The organism is Rhodococcus sp. NPDC057529 (assembly GCF_042802055.1).
Lineage (GTDB): Bacteria > Actinomycetota > Actinomycetes > Mycobacteriales > Mycobacteriaceae > Rhodococcus_F.
Window position 1 is genome coordinate 30,333 of record NZ_JBHVEY010000006.1, and the last position, 14,799, is coordinate 45,131.

The window sequence follows — 14,799 nt, forward strand, 5'->3', positions numbered from 1 at the left end:
CTCGGTTTTGTCTTACGGTTTCGCCCAATTTACGCGGGAGTGACGCCCATTACAAGCCTTTGAGGCTCAGATCGTCTAACAATTCTGCGGAAGCCGGGACGAAGTGGGCGACGAAGGCACCGGGTTCGCGTCCGGCGGCGCGATCACGCTGGGACAATCGGCTCACCAATCCAAATTGTTCTACAAGATGAGCCCGATCGCGTCGGGCACGATGGGCAATCCGATGCCGGGAAAACAAGTTCTTGCTGTTCGGCGCACTCCGCTGCTAGTCTGACGACAGAAAGTTGTTAAACAATCTGAGAGCCGACCGGGGAGACTCGGATGACGCCAGTGTTATCTGGCGACCGGCCTGCTCGCTGCCGGCGAGGGCACGCCCTCCGACACCAGCTCGCTGATCGAGTCTCGCGAGTTTCCCCGAAGCGCCACAGTGGTCTGTGGTGGCTGTTCACGATCGTCAAGCGAGGACACAGTTGTGATAAAGATCGACGAAGCAATCGCCGTACCCGCGCCACCGGGGCGGGTGTGGGCCGTCATTTCCGACCCCACCGAGGTGGTGTCGTGCATCAACGGTGCCGAACTCGGCCAGTTCCACGACGACGGCTCGTTCGACGGCACGCTGGTCGTGAAATTCAGCGCGATCCGGGTGCGGTTCGGCGCCCGGATGTCGCTGGAGCTGGACGAGCCCGCCTGGGAGGGACGACTTTCGGCGCGCGGACGGGACGGGCAGGGCGCGACGCGGTTCACCGCGCACGCGAACTTCCGGATCACCGAGGACCACGCGGGCGGCGCTCGGGTGCAGGTGACCGGAGAGGTAGCCCTCGCGGGCAAGCTCGCGTCGGTGATCGAAGCGGGCGCCGGCGCCGTGGTGTCCCGGATGACCAACGACTTCACGGACGAACTGGTGCGCCGGTGCGCCGGGGAGACCGCGGTCGTGCCGGCGCCGAGCCGGCCGACCGTGTGGGCCCGCGTGCGCGCCTGGTGGCGCAGGACCATTCACAAGCGACAGAGCGAGCAGAGCGGAGTGGCAAGTGGCAAGACTCAATAGTGTGATCGGTGCGCTGGAATCGGGGCAGCACGCCTTCGCGGCGTTCGCGGCTCCCGAGCCGGCGGCGGCGCTCGACTTCGCGACCAGCGACTACGACGGCCTGGTGTTCGAGGCCGAGCACAAACCCTGGGACGCAACGACGTTGCGGGACAGCCTGCAGTATCTGCTCAACCGGCGACGGATATTCGAATCGGGCACGCTCGCCCCGTCGCCCACCCCGCTGATCCGGGTTCCCGTCAACGGTGCCGAACAGGGCCAGTGGCACGCGAAGCAGGCTCTCGACCTCGGGGCGTACGGAATCGTGTGGCCGCACATCAGCCGGGTCGAGGAAGCGCGCAATGCGGTCGCGGCCTGCCGGTACCCCCGTCTGCCTGGCGAGGAGCGGTACGACCCGCCGGGCCTGCGCGGCGACGCGCCTGCGGCCGCCGCACGGTACTGGGGCCTGTCCAACGACGAGTACTACGCGAAGGCCGACGTGTGGCCGCTCGCCCCGGAGGGCGAGATCCTCGTCGTGATCCAGATCGAGGACCAACTCGGCATCGAGAACCTCCCGGCAATCCTCGAACAGGTGCCCGGAATCGGTCTCATCCTCATCGGTGAGGGCGATCTCAGCCAGGAACTGGGTGTGCCCCGCCAACTCGACCACCCGCTGATGGTCGAGGCCAGGAGCCGGATCGTGAAGATCTGTCACGAACACGAAGTCGTGGTCGGCCACCCGCACGTGACGACGAGCAACGTCGAGCAGGTGCTCGACGAGGGCTACCGCTTCCTCATGTCCGCGCCGGTGCGCAGCTACCCCGGCCTGGAACTGGGCCGCAAACTCACCGGTCGCTCCTGACCCCGAACACTCACCTGGAGAAAAACCTTCATGATCATCGACTGTCACGGCCACTTCACCACCGCGCCACCCGCGCTCGGACAGTGGCGCGAGCGCCAGATCAAGGCGTTCGAGGATTCGGGCGCGCGGGTCTCACCCGACGAATTGCACATCGGCGACGACGAGATCACGGCCGCGATCGAACAGGGGCAACTGAAGCTCCAACTCGAGCGGGGTACCGACCTCACGGTCTTCTCCCCCGGCGCGGGAAAGATGGCCCACCACTACGGCGACGAGCAGACCAGCCTGGTCTGGTCACAGGTCAGCAACGACCTCATCGCCCGGGTGTGCGGCCTGTTCCCGGACCGTTTCGCCGCGGTGTGCCAGCTTCCGCAGTCGCCCGGCGACGCGCTGGCCTCCTCCATCCGCCGGTCGGCGGCAGAACTCGAGCGCTGCGTCGAAGGACTCGGATTCGTCGGCTGCCTCCTCAACCCGGACCCCTCCGACGGGTACTGGCAGGCGCCGCCGCTGACCGACCGGATCTACTACCCGCTGTACGAGAAGATGGTGGAGCTGGACGTGCCCGCGATGATCCACGTCGCGATGTCGCGTAACCCCGCCATCCAGGGCACCTGCGCGCACTACCTCAACGGCGACACCGCCGCCTTCATGCAGCTGTGCCAGTCGGACCTGTTCACCGACTTCCCGACGCTGCGGCTGATCCTGCCGCACGGCGGCGGCGCGGTGCCCTACCACTGGGGCCGCTACCGCGGGATGATGCAGGACCAGGGCAGGCCCCCACTGGAGGAATCGTTGCTGCGCAACGTCTTCTTCGACACCTGCGTCTACCACAAGCGGGGTCTCGAACTTCTCACCGACATCATTCCCGCCGAGAACGTGCTCTTCGCCTCCGAGATGATCGGCGCCGTCCGCAGCGTCGACCCGGAGACCGGGCGCCGCTTCGACGACACCAAGGCGCTGCTCGACTCCATCGACTCCATCAGCGACGCCGACCGGCAGGCGATCTACGGCGGCAACGCGCTGAAGGTGTTCCCGCGCCTCGCGAGCCACGTCCGGAACCACCACAAGCAAGAAGAGGTCGCGCAGTGAAGGTCTACGAAGCGCTCGCAGCAGCGTTCGCCGCCGAGGGCACCACCGATGTGTTCGGCATGATGGGCGACGCCAACATGCACTGGATGAATGCCTTGGCCACCCGTGGGACGCGCCTGTACGAGGTGCGTCACGAGGGTGCGGGCCTGAGCATGGCGCACGGGTACGCCCGCGCATCCGGCCTGCCGGGTGTCGTGACGACGACGAGCGGGCCCGGTACCGCGCAGCTGGCCACGTCGATGATCGTGGCGAGCCGTGCGCGCATCCCGCTGGTCGCGTTCTGCGGCGAGACGCCCCTGGGTGACACGGGCGCAGTGCAGTACCTCGACCAGCGCCGGTTCGCCGCCGCGATCGAGTGCGAATTCCTCCAGGTGACCAAGGCCGAGTCGGCCGCAGAAGTGGTGCAGCGCGCCTTCTACCTGGCCCGCACCCAGTCCCGGCCGGTGATGATCAGCGCCCCGTTCGATGTGCAGCTGCAGGAGTTCGAGGACGACATGCCGTACGTCCCGTCCACCGAGCTGCTCCGGACCCCCAAGCTGCTACCGCACCCGGACCGGATCCAGCAGGCATGCGAAATCATCGGGGCGAGCAAACGAGTCGTGATCGTCGCCGGTCGGGGCGCCCGTAACGCGGAAGCAGGCGAGCAGATCCTCGCGCTCCAGCGTCGCACCGGCGCCCTCCTCGCCACCACGCTGCAGGCCAAGAACTGGCTCAGCGCCGAAACCGACTACCACGTGGGGATCGCGGGCCTGTTCGGGAGCAGGCTGGCGATGGAACTGCTGCAGGAGGCCGACTGCGTCGTGTCGGTGGGCGCGAGCCTCAACCACTACACCATCGAGAGCGGATACCTGTTCCCCGAAGCCCGGTTCATCCAGATCGACACGGCGCCGCACCTGGTGATGGGCAACGGTCAGGTCGCCGACTGCTACATGCAGGCCGACGCGGTCACCGCCCTCGATGCCCTGACGGGCGCGCTGGGGGTTCGCGGTATCGAGATGGAAGGCTTCCACACCCCCGAGGTGCACGGCCGGCTCACGGCCCCGCTGATCGACCCCGCCGAGTTCCGCAGTCAGCCGGGCCTGCTCGACCCGCGCGAGGCGATCTCGGTGCTCGACGCCGAACTTCCCGGCGAGATCGGGCTGGTGCTCGGCAGCGGACACCAGACGGACTTCGGCACCATGCTGTTCCAGCGGTCCCGCGAGATCACGTCGAACTACGGCATGTTCGGTGCCATCGGCCAGGCCCCGCTGCTGACCATCGGCACCGTCGTCGCCAACGGCGGCAAGCCGACGTTCGTGGTCGAAGGCGACGCGAGTTTCCTGATGCACCTGTCGGAGTTCGAGACCGCGTGCCGCTACGGCCTTCCGGTGCTCGTCGTCGTCATGAACGACGAAGGCCTCGGCGCGGAATACCACAAGGCGAAGGCCAAGGGCCTCGACCCGGAACTCGCCGTCATCCCCACCCCCGAACTCGGCACGGTCGGAAAGGCACTCGGCGGCGGGGGCGCCACCGTCCGCACGCCCGACGAACTGCGCGCCGCGCTGGCCGAGTACGTCCGCGACCCCCGGCCCACCGTGATCGACGTGCGCATCACCCGCGACGTGCTCAGCGTGCCCTACCGGCGCATGCAGTACGGCGAGGACGTATGACCGCGCGGGGACCGATCACGACCAACGAAACGAGGACTCGTCAATGAAAATCGTACTGGGCAGAGACGATCTCGCTACCGTGGCCGTCGAGGGGGCCGCGGCCTCCGGTGCCACGCCCGAACGTCTCGACATCCGGCCCGTGCACAAGGCGTCGCGCGGTTTCGTGAACGACGCGGCGGCCGACGTGTGCGAGCTGGCCGTGGTGACGCTGCTGCAGGCGGCCGCGTACGACAAGCCCGTGGCGCTGCTGCCGATCACCATGCTCGGCCGGTACCAGCACCAGACCCTGGTGACACTGGGCGAACTGGGCGTCGAGGGTGTGCGGGGCCGGAGCGTCGGCGTGCGCTCGTGGAGCCAGACCACCGGGGTGTGGCTGCGCGGGTTCCTCAGCGAGCAGTACGGCCTCGATCTGACCGACGTGAACTGGCACACGTACGAGGGCGGGCACGTCGACGGGGCCACCGACCCGGCGTGGGTGACGCGCGCCCCCGAGGGCGCCAAACTGCAGGCCGACTTCCTCGAAGGCCGGCTCGACTACGGGATCATGGGCAACGAACTGCCCTCCGACGACCGGATCCGCACCGCCATTCCCAATGCCCTCGCGGTCGCGGCCGAATGGGCCGCACGCAAGGGTTTCGCTCCGATCAACCACGTGGTGGGGTTCAGCGCGGCGGCCGCCGACGAGGACCCGAAGGCGATACTCGCGGTGTACGACGCGCTGGCCGAGGCCACCGCGACCGCCGGTCCCGCAGCGGGTCCGGTGAACCTGAGCCCCGTCGGATTCGACGGCCTCCGCGGGCCTGTCACCGACGCCGCCCGCTACGCCTACGAGCAGGGGGTGCTGCCGCGCCGCGTCGAGTTCGACGAACTGGTCGATCGCACCTGCGCCGCGCTCGGGGTGACCGCGTCCCGGCTCGGCGGCTGAACCACTCGCTCCCTCTGGAATACGAAAGGCTGAACATGAACACGCTCTCGGTCGCACTCGGCGACTACCGGCACGTGCAGGCCCTGCTGGGCGGCGACGTCACGGTGAACGGCTACGAGGTGAAACCGGTCGAGGTCAGCCCGATCATCGGCGCATACCGGCGGATGATCCGCGACCTCGAGTTCGACGTGTGCGAACTCGCGCCGACCTCCTACCTGATGGCGTTGCAGGCCGGGGTTCCGCTCACCGGCATCCCCGTCTTCCTCAACCGCCGCTTCCACCACGCCGACGTGCAGTGCGGTTCGGCGTCGGGAATCCGCTTCCCCGCCGATCTGAAAGGTAAGCGGATCGGTGTCCGCGCGTACACGGTGACCACCGGGGTGTGGATGCGCGGCATCCTGCGCGACGAGTACGGCCTCGACATCGACACCGTGAAGTGGGTCGTGGACGACGACGACCACATCGAAGGCCGGGCCCCCTCGAACGTCGAGCGCGTCACCGACGGCCGGTCGCTCGGCGAGTTGCTGCGGGCCGGCGAGATCGACGCCGCGTTCAGCGGCAACGCCGGCACCGGACGTGCGGGGGCGCCGCGGGCCGGGTGGTCGGCGGCGGCAGAGCAACCCGCGGTCGAGGACGGGCCGTACCCGCTGTTCCCCGACCACGAGGTGCTCGCCACCGACTGGTACCTGCGCACCGGGATCTATCCGCTGCACTCGGTGATCGCGATCCGCAGCGAACTCGTCGACCGCGACCCGGGGCTGCCCACCGCCCTGTACGCCGCATTCGCCGAGAGCAAGCGCCGTCAGATCGAGGCCGATCCACAGTGGTCGGCGCTGCCGCGACTGGGCAAGCAGGCCAAGCAGATCCAGAGCGATCCGATCCCCTACGGTCTCGACGCCAACGACGCGAGTGTGCGCGCGCTCGTGAAGTACTCCCGGGACCAGGGTCTCCTCGACCCGGACTTCTCCACCGATCCCCACCAGGTGTTCGCCAAGGGCGAGTACCCGGACGCCTGAGCCAGCCCACCGAACGAGAAAGGTGTAGACCTTGGACATCGTCGACACCCACTGCCACATCATCTCCGACGACGTGGCCCGCTACCCCCGGGCCCCGATCGGCGGGACCCAGTCGAGTTGGGCGACCACCCGCCCGGTCAACGCCGACGGCATGGTCGAGCGCATGGACGAAGCCGGGATCGGCCAGGCCGTACTGGTACAGGCGACAACCGCCTACGGCTACGACAACTCCTACGTACTCGACAGCCGGGCGCAGCGGCCGGACCGGTTCATCGTGGTGGGCACGGTGGATCCGTTGCGGCCGGACGCCGCCGACAACCTGGAGGCGGCGGTCGGCGAAACCGGCCTCGCCGGGGTCCGGCTGTTCACCAGCGGCAGCACGGTGCCCACCCAGGGCGAGTGGTTCGCCGCACCGGAGACGTATCCCTTCTGGGACAAGGCCACCGAACTCGGAGTCACGGTGTGCCTGCAGATGCGGCTCGGACCGGCGACCGAGCAAGTGCACCAGCTGCTGCGCCGGTTCCCGTCGGTCCGCGTGCTGCTCGACCACATGGGGTATCCCGACATCGCAGCCTCGCCCACCGACGCCGGCGAAGCGGTGGCGGAGCTGGCCGTTCACCCTGGCCTGCACCTCAAGCTGACCCACCGCAACCTCGAGCCTCTCCACGACGCCGGCGAAAAGGCCTCTGGTTTCCTCGATCCGGTGCTGGCAGCATTCGGAGCGCACCGGATCGCGTGGGGTTCCAACCTGCCCGCCGCCGAACAATCACTGCCCGAACTCGTCGCCCTCGCCCACAAGGTACTGGCCGACGTACCCGAGCCCGAACGCCGCGAGATCTTCGCGGGCACCGCGCGACGGCTGTACCCCGGCCTGGCCGGATAGGTACTACTCGCGAGAAACCGCGGGTCTCGCCGGGTGTTCGGTTCCTTCGAGCCGAACACCCGGCCTGTTCAGGATCGCCAATGGAAGGGAGCACACGACGCCGATGACCGTCCTCTCCGGCCTCCGCGGGCAGACCTTCGCGTCGCTGCGCACCACCAACTTCCGCCGTTACATCACCGGACAGACGATCTCGCAGGCCGGCAAGTGGATGCAGACCATCGCCCAATCATGGCTCGTCCTCGAACTTTCCGGCTCCGCCACCGCAATCGGTGCGGTGATGGCGTTGCAGACCGTGCCGATGCTCCTCGTCGCCCCGTATGGCGGGGTCGTTGCCGATCGGGTCGACAAGCGGCGCCTGATGATCGCCCTGCAAACCCTGATGGGGGTGCAGGCACTGGTCCTCGGAATACTCAGCGTCACCGGGACAGTCCACCTCTGGCACGTCTACGTCCTCGCACTCGCGCTCGGCCTAAACCAGTGCTTCGACACTCCGACGCGCCAATCGTTTCTCCTCGAGATGGTCGGGGCCGACCAACTTCGCAACGCCGTCAGCCTGCAATCGGTGCTCACCTCCACGGCCCGGATGGTCGGCCCTGGCGTCGCCGGGATCGTCATCGCCGCCGGCGGTGTCGGTCTGTGTTTCCTTCTCAACGCCGCAAGTTTCGTCGCGGTCGTGATCTCCCTGCTCACTCTCGATGTCTCGCAGCTCAATCCGTCACCACCGACGGTCCGGGCTCGCGGTCAGCTCCGCGAAGGGCTCGCGTACGTCCGGCAGTCCTCCGAACTGACCGTACCGCTGACCATGATGGCGCTGGTCGGTTGTTTCGCCCTCGAATTCCCCGTAGTTCTGCCGGTGATCGCCGACCAGACCCTCGACGCCGGCCCGGGAGCGTACGGCTTCCTCACCGCCGCGATGGGAGCGGGATCGGTCGTGAGCGGGCTCGCTGTCGCAACCTGGGGTCGCACCGGAACCCGGCCGCTCGTCGTCACCGCGACGGCGTTCGGAGCCGTTCTCCTCGTCGCCGCCGTCGCCCCCACTCTGTGGGTCATGCTGGTCGTCATGACTTGCGTCGGAGCGTGCAGTGTCGCGTTCAACTCGACGACGAACAGCACACTGCAACTCGCCGCCGCACCGGACAAACGCGGACGGGTCATGGCCCTGTTCGGCATGGCATTCATCGGATCCACCGCGGTCGGCGGGCCGATCACCGGATGGGTGTGTGAGCAGTGGGGCGGCCGCGCAGGACTGCTTCTCGGGGCCGTCGCCTGCCTGATCGCCGCGGTAATCGGCGCACTGCGTCCGAGAGACCGAACTCGGCCACCGACCTAGTCGTGCGCCTGCTCCACGACCCAGGCCGCGACCTGGGTGCGGGAGGTGAAACCCAGTTTCGCCAAGATGTGCTCCACGTGGCCCTGGGCGGTGCGCGGTGAGATCACGAGGCGGTCGGCGATGGCCTGGTTGGTCAGGCCTTCGGCGATGAGGTCGGCGACCTGGCGTTCCCGCTTGGTCAGTCTCGTCGGCGCGTCAATGTCCGGCGCGGAGGTACCGGGCTGCGCTTCGTGGAGGGCGTAGGCGATGGCCGCGTCGAAGCCGAGCTGCTCACCTTTGCGGTGGGCCGCCGCGAATGCTGTGCCCCCGAGTACCTGCCGGGCCTTCTCGGCGAATTCCGTCTGGTAGACAATCAGATTGGAATGGATGACCGCGGAACTGCCCACCGACCCCGCCAGCCAGTGCGCGGCCCCCATCAGCACCGCGGCCCGAGTCGGATCTCGCCTCTCGCACGCGATCCAGGCCAGCGCTTCGACGGCGGCTGCGGCGAAGCGGGGGCTGTGCACCTGCCGCGACAGCTCCAGCGATTCCTCGAGGTACCGCACTGCACGCTCGGCGGCGCCCTGTCGCCACACCGCAATTCCAAGGGCCCACAGCGAATGCGATCGGTACATCTTCTCGCCGTACTTCTCCGTGATCGCGAGGACACGCTCGTGGCGTTCGACGGCCTCGTCGGTCTGGCCGGACAGTCCGTAGGCCAACCCCAGAAGATAGAGCGCGTTCGTCTCGAGTGTGCGTTCCCCGCGTGTGCTGAACTCCGCGAGTGCAGCTTCGAGGTGCGCGCATGCGTCAGGGAGGTCCCCACTGTAGAGCGCCGACGTTCCGTCGGCGAAAGAGACGAACGCGCGCATCTTGGGGTCGCTCGTGTGCGCGGTGAGGTTCCGTGCCTCCGCCACGAGCGCGGCCCCCGCCTCGAGATCACCCTGCACGTTGGCCATCACGCTGGCGCAGTACAGCGCCCTGATCCGGTCGACCGTGGGCTCTCGGGGACAGCGGGCCAGTAGCTCGGAGAACCAGCGCCGCCCCTCGCTGTACAGACCCTGGGAGGTCCAGAACCAGCGGAGTGCGGCGGCGGTGCGCAGTCCGGCGACGGGATCGTCGTCGACGCAGAACTCCAGTGCCTCACGGAGGTTCGGTTGTTCCCGCTTCAAACGGGCGATCCAGTCGAGTTGCCGTGCGCTGATCCACTCGGCCTCCGCGGTGAGGGCCAGCGCCTCGTACCAATCCCGGTGACGGCGACGCAAAGTCACGGTCTCGCCGGTCTGCTCGAGCTTCTCGTAGCCGTACGCGCGGAGGGTCTCGAGCATCCGGAACCGCACCACCGACCCGTACCCCTCCCGGATCAGGATCGATTTCTCCACCAGGGAGGTCAGCGTGTCGAGCAACTCGTCCGGGCCCAAACCGTCGCCGCAGACCTGCTCGGCGGCATCGAGTTCGACGCTGCCGGCGAAGACCGACAGCCGTCCCCACACCAGTTGTTCACGGGCGGTGCACAGTTCGAAACTCCAGTCCACGGACAACCGCAGGGTCTGCTGCCGCGTCGGCGCACCCCGGCTGCCGCGCGACAACAGACTGTAGCGGTCGGTCAGCCGCCCCAGGATCTGCTCGGGCGACATCGCCCGCAACCGGGCCGCGGCCAATTCGATCGGCAACGGCAACCCGTCCAATCGGTGACAGATCCCCGCCACCGCCGCCGCGTTCTCCTCCGTCAGCGCGAACCCGGGAACCGCGGCCGCGGCGCGTTCGGCGAACAAGGTCACCGCATCGTATTTCGGTAAACCCCGCAACGAGGGCCTGCGATCGGGTTCCGGCACCGCCAGCGGCGGCACCTGCAGCACCGCTTCCCCACCGATGCCGAGGGATTCGCGGCTGGTCGCGAGAATCCGCAGCGCCGGGCACACCCGCAACAGCGTCTCGGCCAGCCCGGCCACCGCGTCCACCAGGTGCTCACAGTTGTCGAGGACCAACAACACTTCCCTGGAGGCAAGGAACTCGATCAGCACCTCACGCAGCGGCCGCGCCGAATGGTCCCGCACCCCCACCGCCGCGGCCACCGCGTCCACCAAAGACGACCCGTCACGCAGTTCACCCAACTCGACCAGCCGCGCACCGTCGTCGTAGTCGCGCTGCACCGCCGACGCCACCCGCATCGCCAGCCGGGTCTTGCCGACCCCTCCGATCCCGGTCAACGTCACCAGCCGCGACCCGGCCAGCAGATTCTTCGCCTCGGTGAGCTCGTGCCGGCGCCCCACGAAACTCGTCAGCTCCAAGAGAAGGTTGCCCGTCACACCGCTCGCTGGTGTGCCGCCCCGCGGTCCGTGCCCGCGGTACTGAACCTGCGCCTCGGGTTCCGTGCGGAGGGCCATGTCGTCGACCGGAAGACCGCGATCGAGTTGAATCCGCCGCAGTTCCTCCCCGAAATCGGCGGCCGTCGCCGGACGTTCACCGGGGCTGCGGGACATCGCCCGGGCGATCACGTCGGACACGTCGTCGGGGATCCCGTGCTCCCGCAGGTCGGGCACGGGCTGGGTGGTGATGCGCAGGAATTGCGCGACCACCTGCTCCCCACTGCGGCGTTCGAACGCGGCGTGGCCGGTGAGGGCACTGAACAGCGTCGCCCCGAGACCGTAGACGTCGGCGGCCGGGCTCGGCGGGTCGCCCTGGAGAACCTCCGGCGCGGTGTAGGCGGGCGACCCGGTGACCGCGCCGGTCGCGGTCTCGAAACCGCCGCTGATGTGCGCGATACCGAAGTCCGTCAACTCCGGTTCGCCGTAATCGGTGAGCAGGATGTTCGCGGGTTTGATATCCCGGTGCAGGATGCCGAGCCGGTGCGCGGTCTCGACCGCGCCGGCGATCTTCACCCCCAGCCGCAGCACCTCGTCCAGTTCGAGGGGGCCGTCCTTGCGGACCCGGGCCTCCAGCGACCCGTGCGGATGATAGGGCATCACGATGTACGGAACTCCGCTGTCGGTGGCCCCGACCTGCAGGACGCCGACGATGTTCGGATGACCGGTGAGCCGGCCCATCGCCCGCTGCTCCCGGAAGAACCGGGCCTTGTTCTCCTCGTCGAGATCGACGGTGAGCACCTTCACCGCCACCGTGCGATCCAGATCCGGCTGGCTGCAGCGGTAGACCACTCCGAAGCCGCCGCGTCCGATCTCCTCGGCGTCGTCGAAACCGGCCGCACTCAGCTCCGACGCCACGACGTGGACGACGTACCGCTGCGTGTCGAGCGGATCACCTTCACCCATCGGACGGACCACTCACCCCGTCGGCTCGTGCCGCCGCGCACTGGTTCCGACGGCACGACCAGAGCACAGATACAACCGTGGACTCGCCTCTTGATGGCGTGCCCACAAGGATATCGCTGCCATCGGTCGAATCACGGCGTCCGGGTGGAGTTCCGCACGATGAGGCGTCCGTGGAGTTTCCCCGGCGGCACGGAGCGGTCGAGGTTGTCGAGGCGGTTGACCAGCTGTGTGACGGCAACGCGGGCAAGGAGTTCGGGCTGCAGGTCCACCGAGGTGATGGGGGGCGTCGCGGATCGGGTGTGCTCCGAGTCGGAGCCACCGACGATCTGGACGTCGCCGGGAACGTCGAGCCCGCGGTCCCGGACACGCGCGAGCACTCCGGCCGCGTGTCTGCCGGTGAGGCAGTACACCGCGTCGGGCGGGTCGTCGCGGTCGAAGAGTTCGTCGGCGGCGTCGCGGCCGCCGGACTCGCCGGTGGTCTCGGGCCGGTGGGCGACCAGCGGGTCCTGACCGCGCGCCTCCGCCCAGGCGCGGTAGGCGGCCTCGGCGCCGAGGTTCCACGAATTGGGGTCGGTTCCGGCGACGAGGGCCACTCGGGTGGCCCCCGCTTCGTCGAGGTGCCGCAGCACCAGGGCGGTCATGAGTTCGGTGTCGGTGTCGATCCAATTTTCGTACTCGGCCCGCGCCGGATCTCTGCCGACGGACAGGAACGGCACGCCTTCCCCGAGGAGCATCTCGATGAGGGGATCGTCGGTGACGGGTTCGGTGATCAGGAACCCGTCGCAGGCGAGGGCGGCGGCCGGTGACTCTTCGCGCGTCGGGTCCGACACCAGCATGAGTCCGTATCCGAAGTCCATCGCGGCCAGCGCCGCCGAACCCGCGAACCGCAGGAAGTAGTCGACGCCCTCGGGGAGCGAAGAATCCAGCGTTTCGAGGGGCCGGAGCACGAGGGCGAGGATGCCGAGCCGGTTGCTGCGCAGCCCCCTCGCGACCACGTCCGGCCGGTAGCCCAGGGACTTCGCGGTCGCGCGGACCCGCTCCCGCGTCGCGGCGGCGACGACCCCTTTGCCGCTGAACGTGTGCGACACCGTGGTGGTCGACACCCCGGCATGCCGTGCCACGTCGGCGATGGTGGGCCGCGATCGCTTCTCCGTCACCGGATCAGGCTACCAACTGTCCGACCTGCACCAAATCGATTTGCAAATTGCTTTCTCACGCTCTTGTCCAAATCGATTTGGTTCCGTACGGTGACCCGGGTCACGCCAGATCGGCGATTGCGCCACCAGCCGCACATCCGTGCTCGTCTACCCGGAGGACCCCATGGCATCGACTCGAGCAGACTCCCGCGCGGCGAAATCCGCCACGACGCCGCCGACCGACCGTGCCGGGCAGGTGGAGACGCACGGCATCGACTTCATCCCGGACAGCGAGCGGCACGGCCGCGCCCGCGACCTGTTCGCGGTGTGGGCGGCGCCCAACGTGAGCTACCTGGCCCTGGTCGTCGGCGGCGCACTGATCCTGATGGGCCTGTCGTTCTGGCAGGCGCTCGCGGTGATCATCGTCGGCAACCTGTTCTCGATCCTCACCGGGATCGTCGCCGCCAGCGGACCGGCGTCGGGCACACCCAGCGAGGTGATCACCCGGGCGATCTTCGGCATCCGCGGCAACCGGGTGAACATCCTCGTCACCAGCTGGTTCATCAGCGTCTGCTACCTGGCGCTGAACTGGGCGGCCGCGTCGTACACGGCGTTCCGGCTCCTCGACCGGTTCGGCATCGACGCGACCACCCCGGTGAAGGTCGTCGTCATCCTGGCGATCGCCGCAGCCACACTGGCCATCGGTGTGTACGGGCACGCGACGATCGTGCGGCTCTACCAGCCGCTGGCCGTCGTGCTGATCCTGATCTTCGTGGTGATGGCCGGCTACGTCCTCGGGAACGCCGACTGGGGTTACCAGCCGGCGGAGGCGCTCCACGGAATCGGGCTGTGGGCGACGGTGGCCGCGGGTGTGTCCATCGTGGCGTCGGCTCCGCTGTCCTACACCAACAGTGCGGACTTCGCCCGCTACCTGCCTGCGACCACGTCGCCGGTGTCGGTCACCGCCTGGACGGCGCTCGGCGCGTTCATCCCCAGCGTGCTGTTCACCGCGCTCGGCGCACTCGCGGGCACCGGACTCGACATGGCCGACCCGCAGAGCGCACTCGAGGCCGTCCTCCCGTCCTGGTTCACGCCGATCTTCCTGCTCGCCGTCATCGTCGGCACCATCGCCAACAACGCGATGACCGCCTACAGTTCCGGGCTCGCGCTGCAGTCGGTCGGCCTGCGTCTGCGGCGCTCGCGCAGCGTCCTCCTCGACGGCTCGATGGGTGTCGCCATGACGCTGTACGCCCTGCTCGTCTCCAACTTCCTCGACACCGTCAGCAACATGATGCAGCTCGTCGTGACCGTGATGGGTCCCGTGATGGCCGTCTACGTCGCCGACGTCCTGCGGCGCCGCAACCGCTACGACGGCCTCGGTCTCGGCGACGAAACCAGCAGCAGCCCCTACTGGTACAGCGGCGGGATCAACTGGGCGGGAACGGTCGCCGTCTTCACCGGCATCGCCGCGTCCGTGCTCTGCGTCGCCGCGCCGGTCTACACCGGACCCGTCGCGAACGCGGTCGGCGGCGTGGACCTGTCGCTGCCGGTCGGGCTGCTCGTCTCCGCGGCGCTGTACGTCGTGCTGATGCGCTCGTACCGAATCCGCCCGTGATCAATTGCTCCACAGCTTTATT

Annotated in this window: 12 protein-coding genes; 10 read left to right on the top strand and 2 right to left on the bottom strand. The window is 68.4% G+C overall.

Translation table 11 applies throughout. The features are described 5' to 3' along the window. Positions 1 to 103: 103 nt before the first annotated feature. From ACFU5V_RS13210 to ACFU5V_RS13250, 9 genes are all read left to right on the top strand, one after another. Positions 104 to 274, top strand: coding sequence for a hypothetical protein (locus ACFU5V_RS13210; RefSeq protein WP_378699697.1), 171 nt, complete (start codon positions 104 to 106; stop codon positions 272 to 274). A 198-nt stretch (positions 275 to 472) separates the two neighbouring features. After that, complete coding sequence (locus tag ACFU5V_RS13215) at positions 473 to 1,045, top strand: SRPBCC family protein (RefSeq protein ID WP_072943569.1); 573 nt, start codon at positions 473 to 475, stop codon at positions 1,043 to 1,045. Then, positions 1,029 to 1,883, top strand: coding sequence for an HpcH/HpaI aldolase/citrate lyase family protein (locus tag ACFU5V_RS13220; protein ID WP_276138792.1), 855 nt, complete (start codon positions 1,029 to 1,031; stop codon positions 1,881 to 1,883). Before ACFU5V_RS13215 ends, ACFU5V_RS13220 begins: the two co-directional genes overlap by 17 nt. Before the next feature lie 30 nt (positions 1,884 to 1,913). Next, positions 1,914 to 2,972, top strand: coding sequence for an amidohydrolase family protein (locus ACFU5V_RS13225; protein ID WP_378699700.1), 1,059 nt, complete (start codon positions 1,914 to 1,916; stop codon positions 2,970 to 2,972). Further along, positions 2,969 to 4,621 carry a thiamine pyrophosphate-binding protein gene (locus ACFU5V_RS13230; RefSeq protein ID WP_378699702.1) on the top strand — a complete coding sequence of 551 codons (1,653 nt, stop codon included), beginning with the start codon at positions 2,969 to 2,971 and terminating at the stop codon, positions 4,619 to 4,621. The genes ACFU5V_RS13225 and ACFU5V_RS13230 overlap by 4 nt, the downstream gene beginning before the upstream one ends. A gap of 43 nt (positions 4,622 to 4,664) precedes the next feature. Further along, on the top strand, positions 4,665 to 5,546 hold the full coding sequence (locus ACFU5V_RS13235; protein WP_378699704.1) for a hypothetical protein: 882 nt from the start codon (positions 4,665 to 4,667) through the stop codon (positions 5,544 to 5,546). Between the two features lie 35 nt (positions 5,547 to 5,581). After that, positions 5,582 to 6,562: a 4,5-dihydroxyphthalate decarboxylase gene (locus ACFU5V_RS13240; RefSeq protein WP_378699706.1), complete on the top strand. Its 981-nt coding sequence runs from the start codon at positions 5,582 to 5,584 to the stop codon at positions 6,560 to 6,562. A gap of 31 nt (positions 6,563 to 6,593) precedes the next feature. Further along, positions 6,594 to 7,445: an amidohydrolase family protein gene (locus tag ACFU5V_RS13245; protein ID WP_378699708.1), complete on the top strand. Its 852-nt coding sequence runs from the start codon at positions 6,594 to 6,596 to the stop codon at positions 7,443 to 7,445. A gap of 103 nt (positions 7,446 to 7,548) precedes the next feature. Then, positions 7,549 to 8,775: an MFS transporter gene (locus tag ACFU5V_RS13250; RefSeq protein WP_378699710.1), complete on the top strand. Its 1,227-nt coding sequence runs from the start codon at positions 7,549 to 7,551 to the stop codon at positions 8,773 to 8,775. Here the strand turns inward: ACFU5V_RS13250 and ACFU5V_RS13255 are convergent. Continuing rightward, complete coding sequence (locus ACFU5V_RS13255; protein WP_378699712.1) at positions 8,772 to 12,026, bottom strand: protein kinase; 3,255 nt, start codon at positions 12,024 to 12,026, stop codon at positions 8,772 to 8,774. The genes ACFU5V_RS13250 and ACFU5V_RS13255 overlap by 4 nt on opposite strands. A 131-nt stretch (positions 12,027 to 12,157) precedes the next feature. Then, a complete protein-coding gene (locus tag ACFU5V_RS13260; protein WP_378699714.1) occupies positions 12,158 to 13,183 on the bottom strand; it encodes a LacI family DNA-binding transcriptional regulator in 1,026 nt (341 codons plus the stop codon). A 163-nt stretch (positions 13,184 to 13,346) separates the two neighbouring features. Here ACFU5V_RS13260 and ACFU5V_RS13265 point away from each other — a divergent pair, with 163 nt between their 5' ends. Then, entirely contained in the window at positions 13,347 to 14,777 is a 1,431-nt protein-coding gene (locus ACFU5V_RS13265; protein WP_378699716.1) for a purine-cytosine permease family protein, read from the top strand. Positions 14,778 to 14,799 lie beyond the last annotated feature (22 nt).

Bases quoted from the DNA above. Each gene is read 5' to 3' on its own strand.
- ACFU5V_RS13225 (WP_378699700.1), top strand. From the start codon at position 1,914: ATGATCATCGACTGTCACGGCCACTTCACCACCGCGCCACCCGCGCTC.
- ACFU5V_RS13235 (WP_378699704.1), top strand. From the start codon at position 4,665: ATGAAAATCGTACTGGGCAGAGACGATCTCGCTACCGTGGCCGTCGAG.
- ACFU5V_RS13240 (WP_378699706.1), top strand. From the start codon at position 5,582: ATGAACACGCTCTCGGTCGCACTCGGCGACTACCGGCACGTGCAGGCC.
- ACFU5V_RS13250 (WP_378699710.1), top strand. From the start codon at position 7,549: ATGACCGTCCTCTCCGGCCTCCGCGGGCAGACCTTCGCGTCGCTGCGC.
- ACFU5V_RS13255 (WP_378699712.1), bottom strand. From the start codon at position 12,026: ATGGGTGAAGGTGATCCGCTCGACACGCAGCGGTACGTCGTCCACGTC.
- ACFU5V_RS13265 (WP_378699716.1), top strand. From the start codon at position 13,347: ATGGCATCGACTCGAGCAGACTCCCGCGCGGCGAAATCCGCCACGACG.